Origin of the sequence: Cryptosporangium minutisporangium (genome assembly GCF_039536245.1) — a bacterium.
Lineage (GTDB): Bacteria > Actinomycetota > Actinomycetes > Mycobacteriales > Cryptosporangiaceae > Cryptosporangium > Cryptosporangium minutisporangium.
Genome location: NZ_BAAAYN010000017.1, coordinates 455,343 through 470,047, shown reverse-complemented (window position 1 = coordinate 470,047; position 14,705 = coordinate 455,343). Strand labels below are relative to the sequence as shown.

Here is a 14,705-nt window from a genome sequence, read left to right as displayed (position 1 = left end):
CGAGTTGGTCGTCGTGCCGTCGTGCCGACGCGTGGCCGACCTACGGCGAGCCGTACGCCTCACTCAGTATCTGGGCTCCGAGCTGCTGGTACTCGCGAGTGGCCGGTGTACAGCCGGCTCGGTCGTGGACCGCTACCGCGGGCACCTCCCCGGTCGGCTGACCGCGGTCGACACGTCGGCCGAGCAGCCGTGTTTCGAGCACGACCTGCGCTTCGAGGCCGACTCGATCAGCCACCGGCTCAGTTCTCGCCGCAGCGACGTGAGCCGGAAGCGCAACCTGGCGCTGCTCCTGGCGAGGGCGTCCGGCGTCCGGCGACTGCTCTTCCTCGACGACGACGTCGCTGTACCGGACCGCGGGGACGTCCGTCGGGCAACGGGTGGGCTCGACCAGGGGTTCACGACCGTCGGCCTGCCCGTCGGCCAGTTCCCGGACCACTCCGTCGTGTGCCATGCCCACCGGTTGGCGGGCGGTGCGCAGGACGGTTTCATCGGCGCCGGAGCTCTCCTCGTCGACCCGCAGCGGATCACCTCGTTCTTCCCCGACATCTACAACGAGGACTGGCTGTTCATCCTGGACGAGGTAGCCGCGGGCGCCGTCGCCACGGTTGGTCGTGCCGTGTAGCGTTCTTACGATCCGTTCGCCACCGCTCTACGGGCGGAGCGCGAAGAGTTCGGAGACGTGATTGCCGAAGGCCTCTACTGGTTGCTCGACGACGGCCGCGACATCACGGCATCGGACGTCGGGTACTGGCGCGCCGCACTGGAGCGGCGGCGGTGTTTCCTCATCGAGGTCCGGCACCGGGTCCTGCACGGCCGAATCCCGGCCGGCAAGCGTCGACGAATGCTGGCCGCGTTGGACGCGGCCGAGCGCGCCCGTGGTGCCCTGCGGGCGGACGACTGCGCGGCCTACGTGCGGGCTTGGCGTCGCGACCTCGAGCGGTGGGCTGAACGGCTCGAGCGGCGATCGGCCGGAGCGGCGCCCCGGCCTGCCATCGTCGGTGTAGAGGCCGCGACGGGAGGAAGGCGCCGTACGTTTCGGCGGGCCCGGGCGTTGGGTCACCGGAACGTACGACACCGGCCAGCGGTCCGGCTGGCTCAGGCCGCCGGGACCTTGTCCAGGAAGCCGTAGACCTGGCCGATCCGGCCGTCCTCGGCGAGCACCGCGACGTCGAACCCGACGACGAGGGCCTCACCGCCGGCCGGGCCCAGCTCCCACTGGAAGCGGGCCTGCTGGTGGTGGGCGTCCACCGGACCGGCTAGCCGGAACACGAAGCCGGGAAACTGGGCTTGGACCGCGCCGATGGTCGCGTCGATCTCTTCGCGGCCGCGGGCGACGACGAGCGGGTCGATGTACAGAGCGTCATCGGCCCAGACGGCGTCGATCTCGGCCCGACGCCGCGCCGGGTCGGTCTCGTTCCAGGCGGCGAGGTAGCGGGTGACGAACTGTTCGATGTCGCTCACGGCTCGTACTCCTTCGTGACGGGTGGTCCGATGCGAGAATCCTCGCCGTGCATCGAGATTGCGTCGATTACGTGGGAGGTAATCGGGCAGCTCAGCGGCTAGATGGCCGCTCTGCGGCGTCCTAATTGCGGCGAATCCAGGCTGAACCATTCGCGACGGTGAACCGTGTTGGTCGCATCACTACCGATGCTGCGATAACGAACTAAACGGAAAAACGGTCGCAGGGTCGGTCGTAAGCCGAGACCGAGGAGCCCGGATGCACACTCCGCGTCACCGACGCGCCCCTGGGGCCAGCCGACGGACAGCCACGATCACGTCCGTCCTGGCCGGAGCCGTCGCGGCTGCGTTAGCCGCGTTCCTGGCTACGGCACCGACGGCCGGAGCGGACGACACGGCGAAGCCCAGGGCGGAGACGGCGAGCTCCGCGGACACCGGCCCCTCCGCGTACTCGCCCGCGATCAAGCGCCTGGCGGTCGAGGCCCTGGCCGCCGAACTCGGACTGTCCGAAGAGGAAGCCGAGGCCCGCTTGGAGCAGCTGGACGGCCGGACCCGGACCGCGGTGACGTTGCAGAGCGCGCTGGGCAGCCGTACCGCAGGCACCTGGCTGAGCCGCACCACGGGTGAGCTGATGGTCAACGTCACCGACCAGGCCGCCGCGGATGCCGTCGAGGACGCCGGAGCCACCGCGAGGATGGTCAGCCACAGCCTTCCGGAGCTCCAGAAAGTACAGACGCAGCTGGACACCCTCGGTCGCATCCCCGGCACGTCGTGGGCGATCGACGCTGCGAACAACTCGGTGACGGTGCAGGTCTCCGACGATGCCGCGGCCGACCCGCGCGCGGACGCCTGGCTGCAGAAGCTGGCCGGTTACGGCGACACGGTCCGCGTGCAACGCACCACCGCGTCGTTCACCACCCAGGCGTTCTTCGGCGGGCAGGCGATCCTCAACGCAGCCGGTAGCGGGCGGTGCAGCTCGGCGTTCAACGCCACGGACGGCCAGAACGCGGTCGTGATCACGGCCGGGCACTGCACGGCCGCGGTCGACACCTGGACCGACGGTCAGCAGGTGATCGGGCAGTCCGACGTGGTCGAGTTCCCGGGTAGCGACTACGGCACGATCCCGGTGGAGGACCCCGAGTCGCTCGATCCGCAGCCCGCGGTCATCAACCAGAACCAGCTCCAGCCGATCACCGGCGCGACGCTGGTGCCGGTCGGCTCGGCCGTCTGCAAGACCGGCTCGACGACCGGCACGACCTGCGGTGTGGTGCAGGCCTACAACACCACCGTGGTCTACCCCGAGGGCACGGTCCGTGGGCTGACCCAGACCAACCTCTGCACCCAGCCCGGTGACAGCGGCGGCGCGCTGTTCGCGGGTGACCAGGCGCAGGGCATCGTCTCCGGTGGCTCGAACGGCGGCTGCAACCAGCTCGGGTTCGTCTCGTTCTTCCAGCCGATCGACGAGGTCCTCCAGGAGACCGGGCTCCAGCTCATCCAGTGACGGGCCGCTGACACCGCACGCCCGGTGGTGGACCGTTGCCACGGTCCGCCATCGGGCGTCGGACGGAGGGTCGTAGGCTTCCTGTCATGACGGCGGAACCTCGCGAGCGCCCGGTCGGCCGCGCGGGATCGCGAGCGCAGTCCCCGGTGGGGGAGATGTTGCGCGCCTGGCGCGAGCGGCGTCGGCTCACGCAGCTCGACCTCTCGCTGCAGGCCGAGGTGTCGGCCCGGCACCTGAGCTTCATCGAGACCGGTCGGTCGAGACCGACCAGCGAGATGATCCTGCGCCTCTCCGAGCAGCTCGACGTGCCGTTGCGCGAACGCAACGAGCTGCTGCTCGCCGGCGGCTACGCCCCCGCCTACCCTCACCACGGTCTCGACGATCCTTCGCTGGACGCCGTGCGGAGGGCGCTGCGGCAGGTGATGGCCGGGCACGAGCCCCACCCGGCGGTGGTGGTCGATCATCGCTGGCGGCTGGTCGACGCCAACAGCGGGCTGAGGTTCTTCACCGCCGACGTGGATCCCGAGCTGCTCAGGCCGCCGGTCAACGTGCTACGGCTGAGCCTGCATCCGGACGGCATGGCGCCGCGTATCGTCAACCTCGGCGAATGGCGTGCACATCTGCTCTCCCGGCTGGCGCGACAGGCAGCGCAGACGGCCGACCGGTACCTGGCCTCGCTCCACGAGGAGCTCACCGAGTACCCCGGTTCGGACCGAGCGGTGGACCCGGTACCGGAGCCCCACGACGTCGTCGTGCCGCTGCGGTACCGGCACGACGACCGCGAGCTGTCGTTCCTCAGCCTCACCTCGGTCTTCGGCACGCCGCTCGACGTCACGGTCTCCGAGTTGGCGATCGAGGCGTTCTACCCGGCCGACGCGGACACCGCGAGTTTTCTCCGGGACGCGCCCGGCCTCACGAGTCAACTCTTCCCGACCGGCGATCGCTGAGGTCGTTCGCCCTCGACGAAGGCGTTCAGCGCGGCTGCGGTTCGGAGGCCCGAGGGTCGGGTGCCGGACCGACGAACCGGCGCGCACCGGCCAACAGACCGAAGAACCCCTGCGGCACCAGCAGCGCGATCAGCAGTGCGACCGGGCCCGTCCAGGAGTCGGTGACGTCGTGCACCGCGCCGACGAGAAGGGGTCCTGCGGCGGCGACCAGATAACCGACGGTCTGCGCCTGTGCGGAGAGGCGTGCGGTCACCGCCGTCGTGCGGGTGCGCAGCGAGAACAGCAGCAGGCCGACGCCGAACGAACCGCCCTGCCCGATGCCGAGCACGACCACCCAGAGGTACGGCGCGGCCGTCGGGGCCAGCAGGATCCCGGCCAGGCCGAGACCCGTGGCCAGCGTGCAGGCGAGCGTGTACCAACGCTGGTCGGTGGCGCGGGCGGCGAACGGCGGGAAAACCAGCGTCACCGGGATCTGGACGAGCGCGGAGATCGAGAGCAGGAGGCCGGCGGTGGCCGGGTCGTAGCCGGCGTCGCGGTAGATCGAGGGGAGCCAGGAGAGGACGCTGTAGAACGAGAGCGATTGCAGGCCGAAGAAGATCGTGATCTGCCAGGCGAGTGGGTCCCGCAGCAGGGATCCCTGGGCGGAGTGCGGTGGTGCGGCGGTGAAGTTCCGCCGACCGGGCAGCCAGACCAGCGCTGACCAGACCACGAACGCGACCAGCGCCGGGATCGCCCAGAACGCCAGGCCGCCGCGCCATCCGTGGTCGCTCGCCTCGCTCAGCGGGACGGTCACCCCGGCGGCGACCGCGGCAGCGCCGGACAGTGCCATCGTGTAGACGCCGGTCATCGTGCCGGTGTGGCCGGGGAAGTCCCGCTTGATCAACGCGGGGATCAGGACGTTGGCGATGGCGATCGCGCCGGCCGCGACGATCGAGCCGACGAAGAGCGCGAACTGGCCATCGGTCACCCGGAGCACCAGCGCGACCGCGATCACGGCCGTGACGAGCGCGATCACCCGTTCGCTGCCCCAGCGCCTGGACAGGACCGGTGCGGCGGCGGCGACCGCACCGAGGCAGACGATCGGGAGCGCGGTGAGGAGCGATGCGCCGGTACCGGAGAGGCCGAGATCGGCCCGGATGTCGGAGAGCACTGGGCCGACGCTCGCGAGGGCGGGTCGGAGGTTGGCCGCGACCAGTGCGATGGCCACACCGAGGACGAGCGTCCGTCGGCGGTCAGGGGTCACGGGGTGCTCCTCGGCGGTTCGCTGCGATCTTCCCCGCTTTCCCAGTGGTCCAGCCACACATGCCCGCGAGGCCACCGCGAATTGCCCGAGCCCGGCTGGTAGGACCGCCAGCACCAACCGGCCGCGGCCACCTAGGTGGTCGGCTGCTCGGCACAGCCAGCCGTCGGGGCGGCGCCAGCTGATGGTTGTCGCGCTCTCGGGGGCGGCGCACGAGGTGGTTGTCGCCGTTTCGGCGCGGTGCGGGGGTGGTTGTCGCGTGCTCGGGCCGGTGCGTGGAGTGGTTGTCGCCGTTTGCGGGTGATGTGAGGGGTGGTTGTCGCGCTTTCCGGGTGGTGCGGGCGGTGGTTGCTGCACTTCGAGTGCCATGGCACTGGAAGCGCAGCAACCATCTCGCGAGCACCCCGAGACGGCGACAACCAATTCCCGCCGACATCTGTCACCCGCACTTTGCGGGTTCGGGACTCGTGCCGGCGCCCAGTGTCGGGGCGGCGTGGATCAGGGGACGCCGAGGAGGCGGAGGCCGGCGGCGGTGGCGGCGGCCGCGACGACCACCAGGACGAACGGCGCCTTCCGCCACGCCAGTACGCCCCCGACCAGAACTCCCGCCGGGCGGGCTACCCCGGCGAACCCGTCACCCTCCAGCGTCGCCGACGTCGCGATCAGCGCGACCAGCAGCACCACGGCGAGCTGCGCCATCAGCGACTCGATGCGGGACGAGAGCGTGAGCCGCTCGCGCAGCAGTGGCCCGGCCACGCGGAACGCGAAGGTCCCGACGCCCAGCACGAACACCGCCACCAACAAGGTCATCGAACTACTCATGACTTCCTCCGCTCGCCCCGCACGTACTCCGCCGACTCGTGGTGCGACGCCGCGGCGGAGTCGCCCGGTGGGGCGGAGGGCGGTGCTTCCTTGGTGGGAGTCGCGGCGCGCAACCGGCGGAACAGCGCGACCACCGCGACGCCGAGCAGCGCCAGCAACACCGGCGCCCCGGCCGGGAGCAGCGGCGTGGTGCCCAGCGCGATCACTACGCCGATCAGCGCGGCCCAGCGAGTCGCCGGCTCGGTCAGCGACGGCAGCACCAACGCCAGCAGCACGGCGGGGAAGGCGGCGTCGAGCCCGAGCGCGTCGGTGTCGCGGATCGCGCCGCCGGCCAGCCCGCCGAGCACCACCGAGACGTTCCAGCAGACGAACAGCGCGACACCGCTCGCCCAGTACGCGGCACGCCGCCGGCGAGAGTCCTCCTGCGCCAGCGCGAACGCCACGGTCTCGTCCGTCATCAGGTGTGACCCGAGGAGCTGCCGGAACCAATTGCGCGGCTCGCGGCTGTCCGATGGTGCGTGCTCCTCGACCGTCCTGCGGTGGTTCGCCGGACGGCGTCGATCAAAAACCTCGGCGATGGCGAAGCCGAACGGGAGGTGTCTCGCATTGACCAGCAGACCGGCCGCGACAGCGGCCAACGGACTGCCGCCGCCGGCGAGCAACCCGATGAACAGGAACTGCGCTGCGCCGGCGAAGACGACGACGGAGAGCAGCATCGGAAGCCACAGCGGAAATCCGGAGCTGACCGAGATCGCACCGTACGACGCCCCGACGAGCGCGTCGGCGAGGCACACCAGGGCGATGCTGCGGGTCAGCTCTGGACCGAGTGTTCGGTATAGCGAACGCATAGGAAGATATGCTGAACCCACAGGCGGCGTTCGTCAAGACGAACGGATAGACCGATGGAGCGAACCCAGTGACCGAGAATCCGCGGCGGGGTGCCCCGCTGGACGTGATCGCGGCCTCGCTACGGCGCGAGCGAGCGCGGGCCCGCCTCTCCCTGAGCGAGGTGGCAAAACAGGCGGGGATCGCGAAGTCGACGCTGTCGCAACTCGAGTCCGGCACCGGCAACCCGTCCGTCGAGACGCTCTGGGCGCTCAGCGTCGCGCTCGACGTACCGTTCTCACGACTCGTCGAGCCCGCGATCCCGAAGGTCCAGGTCATCCGGGCCGGGGAGGGGCCGACGATCTACTCCGAACACGCGGAGTACATCGCGACGCTGCTGGCGTCCTGTCCGCCGAACGCGCGCCGGGACATCTACCTGATCTCTGCCGAGCCGGGGCGCGCGCGGGCGTCGGATCCGCACTTGCCGGGAACGGTGGAGCACGTGGTGATCTGCACCGGAAGGGCCCTGGTCGGGCTGAGCGACGATCCGGTCGAACTGCGGCCCGGTGACTACGTGAAGTACCCCGGGGACGTCGCGCACGTGTTCGAGGCCTTGGATGCGGAGACGCGGGCAGTGCTGCTGTCCGAGAACGTATGACGTTCGCTCTCCTGTTGCTCGCCGGCTTCGGCGCGGGCTTGGCCGGCACGATCGCCGGGCTCGCGTCGCTGGTCAGCTACCCCGCGCTGCTCGCGGCCGGGCTACCGCCGGTGAGCGCGAACGTCACGAACACGGTCGCGCTGCTGTTCAACAGCTTCGGCGCGGTGCTCGGTTCTCGGCCGGAGTTGCACGGGCATTGGCGGCGTGCGCTGGAACTGGCCGGGGTCAGCACGCTGGGCGGGGCGGTCGGTGGCGCGCTGCTGCTCTGGACCCCGTCGGATGCGTTCGAGAAGATCGTCCCGCTCTTGATCGGGCTGGCATCGATCGCGATTCTGGTCCGTCGCCCCGGGGAGGTGCGGGCGCCGGAGAAGCGGCCGGGCTGGCCGACGCTGCTGGCGATCTTCCTGATCGGGATCTACGGCGGGTACTTCGGCGCGGCCGCGGGCGTGCTCATGCTGGCGGTGCTGCTCGCGATCGGCACCGGCACCCTGGCCCGCGCCGGCGCCTACCGCAACGTGGTGCTCGGGGCCGCGAACGGAATCGCGGCGCTCGGGTTCGTGGCATTCGGCCCAGTGGTCTGGTCAGCGGCGTTGCCGCTGGCCGTGGGGTTTTTCGTCGGCGGCCGGCTCGGCCCCGTCGTGGTGCGGCATTCTCCGGCGGACGCGTTGCGCGCGGTCATCGCAGTGGCCGGTGTCGGGCTCGCCGTCTATCTGGGGCTGGACGCCTACCGCTGAACCCAGCGCCAGCGAAAATCGGCGCCCTCGGGTGGCGGACCGGGCAGCGCGGTGCGGTGGGCCGCGAGGCCGTCGAGTTGGAGCGCGAGGTACCGGCGACGGAGTTCCCGCGTGCGGTCGGGGTCCGGGAACCGGATCGCGGCGCACCCCTCCAGTAGCAGGCCCAGGTCGTCCGGCACCGCGTCCGGACGTACCGCGTTCGCCGTGCGGGCCCGCTCGAACAGGTGGCGCGAGAGCTCGCTCGCGCGCTGTGCGTCGGCGCCCATCTCCGGGGTCGGGACGAACAGCCCGGCGAGGTGGACGGTGAGCGAGTGGACGTCCGCGTCGACGATCGCCGCGAGGAACGTCGTCAATGCCTGCCAGTCGTCGGGCTCTTCGTCGGCGCGCTCGGCCTCGGCGATGAATAGCCGCAGACCGTCGTGGCAGAGGCGACGGAGCAGATCCTCTTTGTTCGCGTAGCGGCGGTACAGCGCACTGATGCCGACGCCGGCCCGCTCGGCGACCGCTGCGATCGGGGCCTTGGGATCGTCGAGGAAGACGGCGCGAGCGGCGTCGAGGATCACCGCGTCGTTGCGGGCGGCCTGCTTCTTCCGCCCGGAGAGATTTTCGGTGGACACCAGCTGATCCTAACAGTGGAACAGATCGTTCCGCTCTGCTATCGTTGGAACGGAACAAAGCATTCCGTTCTAGGGAGTCGAGATGATCCGTCCGTTCCGCGTCGAGGTATCGCAGAACCAGCTGGACGAGCTGTCGGCTCGCCTGCGCCGGGCGAACTGGCCGTCGGAGTTGCCGGGCGACTACGGCGTCTCCGGCGAGCGCGTTCGTGCACTCCAGCGGTACTGGCTCGAGAAGTTCGACTGGCGCGCGGTCGAGGACCGGCTGAACGCCTACCCGCAGTTCGTCGCCGAGATCGACGGCGAAGAGATCCACTTCCTGCACGTGCGGTCCGAGCGTCCGGACGCGACCGCGCTGGTGCTCACCCACGGCTGGCCGGGCTCGGTCCTGGAGTTTTTTGAGCTGATCCCGAAGCTGTCCGACTTCCACCTGGTGATCCCGTCGCTGCCCGGCTTCGGCTTCTCCGGCCCGACGCGGAGCCCGGGATGGAACCGGTGGCGGATCGCTCGCGCCTGGGCGACGCTCATGGCCGAGCTGGGGTACGAGCGTTTCGGCGCGGTGGGCAACGACGCCGGCGCGCTGGTCTCGCCGGAGATCGGGCGCGAGTTCCCGGAGCGGGTGATCGGCGTCCACGTGACTCAGCTGTTCGCGTTCCCGTCCGGCGATCCGTCCGAGTTCCAGAACCTCAGCGAGGCCGACCAGGCGGCGCTGGCGCACCTGCAGTGGTTCTACGAGAACAAGATGTCGTTCAACCAGCTGCACAGCCAGCAGCCGCAGACTCTGGCATTCGCGCTGGCCGACTCGCCGGTTGGGTTACTGGCCTGGAACGGGCAGCTGTTCGACGAGTCGCTCGACGACGAGTTCGTGGTCGCGAACGTCGCGCTGTACTGGCTGACCGGGACGTCCGGGTCGGCGATGCGGCTGTACTACGAGGACGCCCATGCCGGCGTGACTCCTTCGGGCCCCACCACGGTGCCGACCGGGCTGGCGATGTTCGAAGGTGACTTCCAGTCGGTGCGGCGGTTCGCCGATCGGGAGCACGCGAACATCGTCAGCTGGAACGCGTACTCCGGGCCGGGCGGTCACTACGCGGCGCACCAGGCGTCGGACGTGCTGGCTGCGGACATCACCCGGTTCTTCGCCGAAACTCAGTCGTAGTAGGTCTCGTCGGCTTCCTGCGCGTCCGGTGCGGACAGGTTCAGCGGTTCGCCGTGCGCGCTCAGCGTGGTCGTCATGGTCAGCGTCGGGCTGTCGGCCGGAGTGAGCTCGACGCTGATCGACGTCACTCGGCCCCGATCGTCGACGGTGAGCGTGAACGGAGAGACGGGTAGACCGACCGCCCACAGGCTGGGAGCCCCGATCGGGAGGAACGGATCATCGCCGCTGTCCGGGCGGAAGCGGCCGGTGTAGGTGGTCGGATTCGTTCGCGTCACGTAGGTGATCGCCCCGGCAAATTTCGCAAGGCCGATGGGGTCGAGCCGATCGAAGTGGTACGGACTGTCCTTCTTGACTCGGCCGAGGTCGAGATGCACCCAGGGCCTGCCCGGCTCCCGCTGGTAGTAGTCCGCGTCGAGCACGATGCGCTCGGTCGACGACGGGTGCTTCGGACTGGTCAGCGTCGTCGTGGAGGTGAACTTCCCCGCGCCGCCGTCGAAGGCCCCGGTTCCCTGGACGCTCTCGTTCTCGGGCAATGCCGCCCGCAGTCGGAACCGGTACGGCGCGGCACTCGTACGCCGTAGTGCGGAGACGAGGTCGGTCTGCTCCTGCGTCGGGGAGGGCGTGGGGGAGGGCGTCGGGCGCGAGCGTTCCGAGACGCCGGGGGAGGGATCCGGACTGCTGCTGCACGCGGTGGTGACCAGCGTTGCGCTCAGGAGACCGCCAGCGAGGAGCGTGCGTATTGATGCCCGGTTCACGCGAACACTGTGGTGCGTGGCGTCAACTCCCGCCGTGCTAAGAGTGGACGGGTGTTCCGGCTGACCGCGGTGCTCGTAACGCTCCTCGTGGTGGGGGCGGCGTGCACCGCGGAGCCGTCTCCGGCGCCCCCGGCGCCGGAGAGTCTCGTCTGGGCGCCGGTTCCGCTGTCGGCCGGGGTGGTGCTGCCCCGGACGCTCGCGCACGACGGCGACGCCGTGCTGGTCGCGGGGGAGCGGCACGGGCGGGATGGTTACACGCCGGCCGCCTGGGTCGTTCGTGGCCGGACGGCGACACCGCTCGTCCTGCGCCCGCGGTCGGCGTACTCGTTCAGTGCCGACCTGGTGGCCGGCTCCCTGGCCGGTGACGCGGTCACGCTGCTGGGGCAGCGTGCGGGCGGCGCGCACGGTAATCCCCGCTGGACGATCTGGTCCGGCAGCGTGACGCGCGGCGTCGACGATCTACCGCAGACGTTCGAAACCTTCGGTGGGCCGGACAGCCTCGGCCTGGTCGCACTGTCCGCGCTGCCAGGGCGTCCGCTGCTGCTCGGCAACTGGGAGCAGGAGGACGATCGGGCCGGCCCGGCGCTCTGGCGCTCGTCCGGCAGTCGGTGGATCCGGACCCCGGCCGGTACCGGCCTGCGCAGCACGGCCCGGGAACAGCACTTGGCCACGGGGCTGGGCACACTCGGTGACCGTCCGGTGGTCCTCGGGCACTCGGTGCCGCTCGGGAGCGGCAAGCCCGGTCTCGTGCCCACGGTCTGGCTGGGGGAGCCGGGGATGCTGGGGGAGCCGGAGATGGCGGCGGAGCCGGGGATGGCGTCGTGGCGGGCGATTCGGTTGGGTCGGGCGCCGGTCGCGTACCCGTTGGATCTGTCCTGCTCGGGCCGGACGTGTCTGGTCGCGACGCGTGCTCCCGGTGCGGGCGTCACGGCGTGGCAGGTGGGCGCGGACGGTCGGGTCCGCGAGTTGCCGTCTCTTCCCGAGGCTCGGAACGCGACGTGGGCGCAGGTGGCCGCGGTGTCCGACGGTGGGGTGGTCGCGTACGGAACGGCGAACGCTTCGGTGTTCGGCCGGTGGAGCGGTGCCGAGGGGACGTGGCGGTCGGCGACGGCGCCCACCGGCCAGGTGCGGGATCTGGCGGCGGTAGGTCGGGGTTTGCTGGCGATCGTCGGCGACGGGAACGACGAGAACTCGCCCAGAAGGCTCGTGGCGGCGTAGCGGCGTCGGAGCACCGCGCGACGCACAAAAGGCTCAGGGCCGTCAGACCCGGAGGTCTGACGGCCCTGTTCGGCCGCTTCATGGTCAGGCCTTGTTGAAGGTCTTCTTGGCCCAGAGGTAGCCGACCGCGGCGAGGCCGATGCACCAGGCGATGGCGATGGTCGCGCTGCTGCCGATCGGTGTGCCGAGGACGAGGCCGCGGAGGGTCTCCATGATGGGGGTGAAGGGCTGGTACTCGGCGAACCAGCGGAGGGCGGTGGGCATGGAGTCGGTGGGGACGAAGCCGCTGCCGAGGAAGGGCAGCAGGATCAGGGGCATCGGGGCGTTGCCGGCGGCCTCGGGGGTCGGGGACTTCAGGCCGAGGGCGACCGACAGCCAGGTGATGGCCAGGGCGAACAGGGTGAGCAGTCCGGCGACGGCCAGCCACTCGACAGCGCTCGCGTTCGGGCGGAAGCCGATGGCGAAGGCGATGCCGAGCAGGACGGCCATGCTCAGGAGTTGCTGGAGGACGCTGCCGACGACGTGTCCGGTGAGGACCGAGGACCGGGAGATCCGCATGGTGCGGAAGCGGGCGACGATGCCTTCGGTCATATCGGTGGCGACCATCACGGCGGTGCCGGTCGCGGCCATGGCGGCTGTTATCAGCAGGATGCCGGGAACGACGTAGTTGACGTAGGTGTCACGGCCGCCGCCGAGTCCGTCGCCGAGCGTGCCACCGAGGACGTAGACGAAGAGCAGCAGGATGATGACGGGCGTGATGACCAGCTGCACGGTCATGGACGGGTAGCGGAGCAGGCGCTTGAGCTGGCGCCGGACCATGGTGGACGAGTTGCGCGTGGCGAGGGCGATGGTGCTCATCGGGCGTTCTCCTTCTGCTTGCCGGTGAGGGTGAGGAAGACGTCGTCGAGATCGGGGCGGTGGACGCTCATGTCCTCGACGTCGATCGAGCGTTCGTCCAGGCGGGCGAGCAGTTCCCGGACGGCGCGGACACCGCCGTCGCTCGGGACCTGCAGGGTGAGCGTCTCGGGGTCGGCGACGCCGGTGCCGACGAGCTGACGGGCCGCGTCGAGCAGGTGCGTGTCGGCGAACGTGAGCTGGATGTGACCGCCGGGGATGCGTCGCTTGAGCTCTTCGGCGGTGCCTTCGGCGATCAGCTGTCCGTGGTCGAGCAGGTGCGTGTCGGCGAACGTGAGCTGGATGTGACCGCCGGGGATGCGTCGCTTGAGCTCTTCGGCGGTGCCTTCGGCGATCAGCTGTCCGTGGTCGAGCAGGGCGATCCGGTCGGCGAGCTGGTCGGCTTCTTCCAGGTACTGGGTGGTGAGGAAGATCGTGACGCCGCTCGCGACGAGCTCCCGGACGATCTGCCACATCGAGCGGCGGCTACGCGGGTCGAGGCCGGTGGTGGGCTCGTCCAGGAAGATCAGCCGGGGGTCGCCGACCAGCGTCATCGCCAGGTCGAGCCGGCGTCGCATGCCGCCGGAGTAGGTTCCGGCCGGCTTGCGCGCCGCCTCGACCAGATCGAAGCGGTCGAGCAGTTCGGCGGCCTTGCGCTTGCCGTCGCTGCGGGACAGTAACTTGAGGTCCGCCATGAGGAGCAGGTTCTCCTCGCCGGTGAGCAGCTTGTCGACGGCCGAGTACTGGCCGGTGACGCCGATCGCGCCGCGCACGTCGTCCGGCTTGCGGGCCAGGTCGTGGCCCGCTACCTGGACGGTGCCGCCGTCGGCCGGGATCAGGGTGGACAGGATCTGGACGGTGGTCGTCTTGCCGGCACCGTTCGGGCCGAGCAGGGAGAAGATCGTTCCTTCGGGGACGGTCAGGTCGATGCCGTCGAGCACGATCTTGTCGCCGTAGGACTTGCGCAGCCCTTCAGCTGCGATGGCAAGGCGGGTCATGGCCCTTCCCTTCAGAGGCTGCGGGCGACGATGTCGCCGTGGGAGGTGGTGGCGCGGATGTCGAGCTCGGCGGCGCCGTCGTTCTTGAGGGAGTTGGTGACGCGGCCGTAGCCGGTTCCGGCGTCCAGGGAGGCGGAGGCGCCCGCCGCGGCGTTGACCGAGATGTTGCCCATCTGGGTGCGGAGCACGACCGTGCCGCGGACGGCTTCGGCGACCCGGATGTCGCCGCGTGCGGTGCTGATCTCCGCGGGGCCGCCCAGCCGGCCGACCTCGACGTTGCCGTCGAGCGCGGTGAGGCGTGCGCTGGCGGCCTCGTCGATCTTGAGCGTGCCGTGCGCGCCGTCGAAGGCGACGTCACCGAGGCGTCCCACGGCCCGGAACTCGGCGCTGGCCGCCTTGGCCTCGACCCGGGAACCGGCGGGCAGCTGGACGGTCACCTCGAGGGAACCGGAGGGGCCGAAGAGCTGGTTCGTCGCCGGGGTGGCGATCCGCAGGACGCCGTCGCTGTACTCGACGGTGGTCTGCTCGGCCAGCCGCACGTCGCGGCTCTTCGCGGCGTCGGCGGGCCGGACCTCGACCGTGGTGTCGGCCCGGTCGGCGGCGATGAACTGGACGCGTCCGGCGGGGATTTCCAGGACCGCGGTGATCGGGGCGGGGGTAGCGAAGTTCGTCATCGTTAGCTCCTGTGGGGCGTTGTTTCCGACACCGCAAAAGCTACGTTGCATTTCCAATCCAAGCAACAAGTTCGTTGCTCTCTATCGGCATTGCAGCAGCTCAGGGTGTAGAAATCGTTGCAACGAGCTTGCGAATTAATGCAACGACCGCGAGTATCCGTTGCAATAGAGTGAAGGTGAACGCTACTCTTGAGGCAACAGGAGAGAG

17 protein-coding genes are annotated in these 14,705 nt (G+C 70.3%); 8 read left to right on the top strand and 9 right to left on the bottom strand.

Going from position 1 to position 14,705, the window contains the following annotated elements:
* Window positions 1-124: 124 nt before the first annotated feature.
* Window positions 125-622, top strand: coding sequence for a hypothetical protein (locus tag ABEB28_RS13955; RefSeq protein WP_345728478.1), 498 nt, complete (start codon window positions 125-127; stop codon window positions 620-622).
* A gap of 57 nt (window positions 623-679) precedes the next feature.
* A complete protein-coding gene (locus ABEB28_RS13950) occupies window positions 680-1,129 on the top strand; it encodes a hypothetical protein (RefSeq protein WP_345728477.1) in 450 nt (149 codons plus the stop codon).
* Here ABEB28_RS13950 and ABEB28_RS13945 read toward each other — a convergent pair.
* Window positions 1,096-1,461: a nuclear transport factor 2 family protein gene (locus ABEB28_RS13945; RefSeq protein WP_345728476.1), complete on the bottom strand. Its 366-nt coding sequence runs from the start codon at window positions 1,459-1,461 to the stop codon at window positions 1,096-1,098. The two genes, ABEB28_RS13950 and ABEB28_RS13945, sit on opposite strands and share 34 nt — an antisense overlap.
* 256 nt (window positions 1,462-1,717) lie before the next feature.
* Here ABEB28_RS13945 and ABEB28_RS13940 point away from each other — a divergent pair, with 256 nt between their 5' ends.
* Entirely contained in the window at window positions 1,718-2,959 is a 1,242-nt protein-coding gene (locus ABEB28_RS13940) for a S1 family peptidase (RefSeq protein ID WP_345728475.1), read from the top strand.
* An 86-nt stretch (window positions 2,960-3,045) separates the two neighbouring features.
* Window positions 3,046-3,906 (top strand): helix-turn-helix domain-containing protein, encoded by an 861-nt coding sequence (locus tag ABEB28_RS13935; protein ID WP_345728474.1) that lies wholly within the window; start codon window positions 3,046-3,048, stop codon window positions 3,904-3,906.
* A gap of 25 nt (window positions 3,907-3,931) precedes the next feature.
* Here ABEB28_RS13935 and ABEB28_RS13930 read toward each other — a convergent pair whose 3' ends face one another.
* The 3 genes from ABEB28_RS13930 to ABEB28_RS13920 all read right to left on the bottom strand — a co-directional run bounded on the left by ABEB28_RS13930 (window position 3,932) and on the right by ABEB28_RS13920 (window position 6,816).
* The gene (locus ABEB28_RS13930) at window positions 3,932-5,149 is read right to left on the bottom strand and encodes a CynX/NimT family MFS transporter (protein ID WP_345728473.1); all 1,218 of its coding nucleotides are present in this window, start codon (window positions 5,147-5,149) and stop codon (window positions 3,932-3,934) included.
* Between the two features lie 495 nt (window positions 5,150-5,644).
* On the bottom strand, window positions 5,645-5,968 hold the full coding sequence (locus tag ABEB28_RS13925; protein WP_345728472.1) for an AzlD domain-containing protein: 324 nt from the start codon (window positions 5,966-5,968) through the stop codon (window positions 5,645-5,647).
* On the bottom strand, window positions 5,965-6,816 hold the full coding sequence (locus tag ABEB28_RS13920; RefSeq protein ID WP_345728471.1) for an AzlC family ABC transporter permease: 852 nt from the start codon (window positions 6,814-6,816) through the stop codon (window positions 5,965-5,967). The genes ABEB28_RS13925 and ABEB28_RS13920 overlap by 4 nt, the downstream gene beginning before the upstream one ends.
* Before the next feature lie 68 nt (window positions 6,817-6,884).
* On the opposite strand from ABEB28_RS13920, the gene ABEB28_RS13915 reads away from it, so the two are divergent.
* Complete coding sequence (locus ABEB28_RS13915) at window positions 6,885-7,451, top strand: helix-turn-helix domain-containing protein (RefSeq protein ID WP_345728470.1); 567 nt, start codon at window positions 6,885-6,887, stop codon at window positions 7,449-7,451.
* Window positions 7,448-8,185, top strand: a complete 738-nt coding sequence (locus tag ABEB28_RS13910; RefSeq protein ID WP_345728469.1) for a sulfite exporter TauE/SafE family protein — start codon at window positions 7,448-7,450, stop codon at window positions 8,183-8,185. The genes ABEB28_RS13915 and ABEB28_RS13910 overlap by 4 nt, the downstream gene beginning before the upstream one ends.
* Here ABEB28_RS13910 and ABEB28_RS13905 read toward each other — a convergent pair.
* Window positions 8,176-8,802, bottom strand: a complete 627-nt coding sequence (locus ABEB28_RS13905) for a TetR/AcrR family transcriptional regulator (RefSeq protein WP_345728468.1) — start codon at window positions 8,800-8,802, stop codon at window positions 8,176-8,178. The genes ABEB28_RS13910 and ABEB28_RS13905 overlap by 10 nt on opposite strands.
* A gap of 82 nt (window positions 8,803-8,884) precedes the next feature.
* Between ABEB28_RS13905 and ABEB28_RS13900 the strand changes: the two genes are divergently transcribed.
* On the top strand, window positions 8,885-9,958 hold the full coding sequence (locus ABEB28_RS13900; RefSeq protein WP_345728467.1) for an alpha/beta fold hydrolase: 1,074 nt from the start codon (window positions 8,885-8,887) through the stop codon (window positions 9,956-9,958).
* Here ABEB28_RS13900 and ABEB28_RS13895 read toward each other — a convergent pair.
* Window positions 9,949-10,713 carry a hypothetical protein gene (locus ABEB28_RS13895; protein WP_345728466.1) on the bottom strand — a complete coding sequence of 255 codons (765 nt, stop codon included), beginning with the start codon at window positions 10,711-10,713 and terminating at the stop codon, window positions 9,949-9,951. The two genes, ABEB28_RS13900 and ABEB28_RS13895, sit on opposite strands and share 10 nt — an antisense overlap.
* Before the next feature lie 51 nt (window positions 10,714-10,764).
* On the opposite strand from ABEB28_RS13895, the gene ABEB28_RS13890 reads away from it, so the two are divergent.
* A complete protein-coding gene (locus tag ABEB28_RS13890; RefSeq protein WP_345728465.1) occupies window positions 10,765-11,931 on the top strand; it encodes a hypothetical protein in 1,167 nt (388 codons plus the stop codon).
* Window positions 11,932-12,015: 84 nt separating this feature from the next.
* On the opposite strand, the gene ABEB28_RS13885 is transcribed toward ABEB28_RS13890, so the two are convergent.
* From ABEB28_RS13885 to ABEB28_RS13875, 3 genes are read right to left on the bottom strand one after another with little or no spacing between them, the layout of a single operon-like run.
* A complete protein-coding gene (locus ABEB28_RS13885) occupies window positions 12,016-12,789 on the bottom strand; it encodes an ABC transporter permease (RefSeq protein WP_345728464.1) in 774 nt (257 codons plus the stop codon).
* Complete coding sequence (locus ABEB28_RS13880) at window positions 12,786-13,823, bottom strand: ATP-binding cassette domain-containing protein (RefSeq protein WP_345728463.1); 1,038 nt, start codon at window positions 13,821-13,823, stop codon at window positions 12,786-12,788. Before ABEB28_RS13880 ends, ABEB28_RS13885 begins: the two co-directional genes overlap by 4 nt.
* Window positions 13,824-13,834: 11 nt before the next feature.
* A complete protein-coding gene (locus ABEB28_RS13875; protein WP_345728462.1) occupies window positions 13,835-14,497 on the bottom strand; it encodes a DUF4097 family beta strand repeat-containing protein in 663 nt (220 codons plus the stop codon).
* Window positions 14,498-14,705 lie beyond the last annotated feature (208 nt).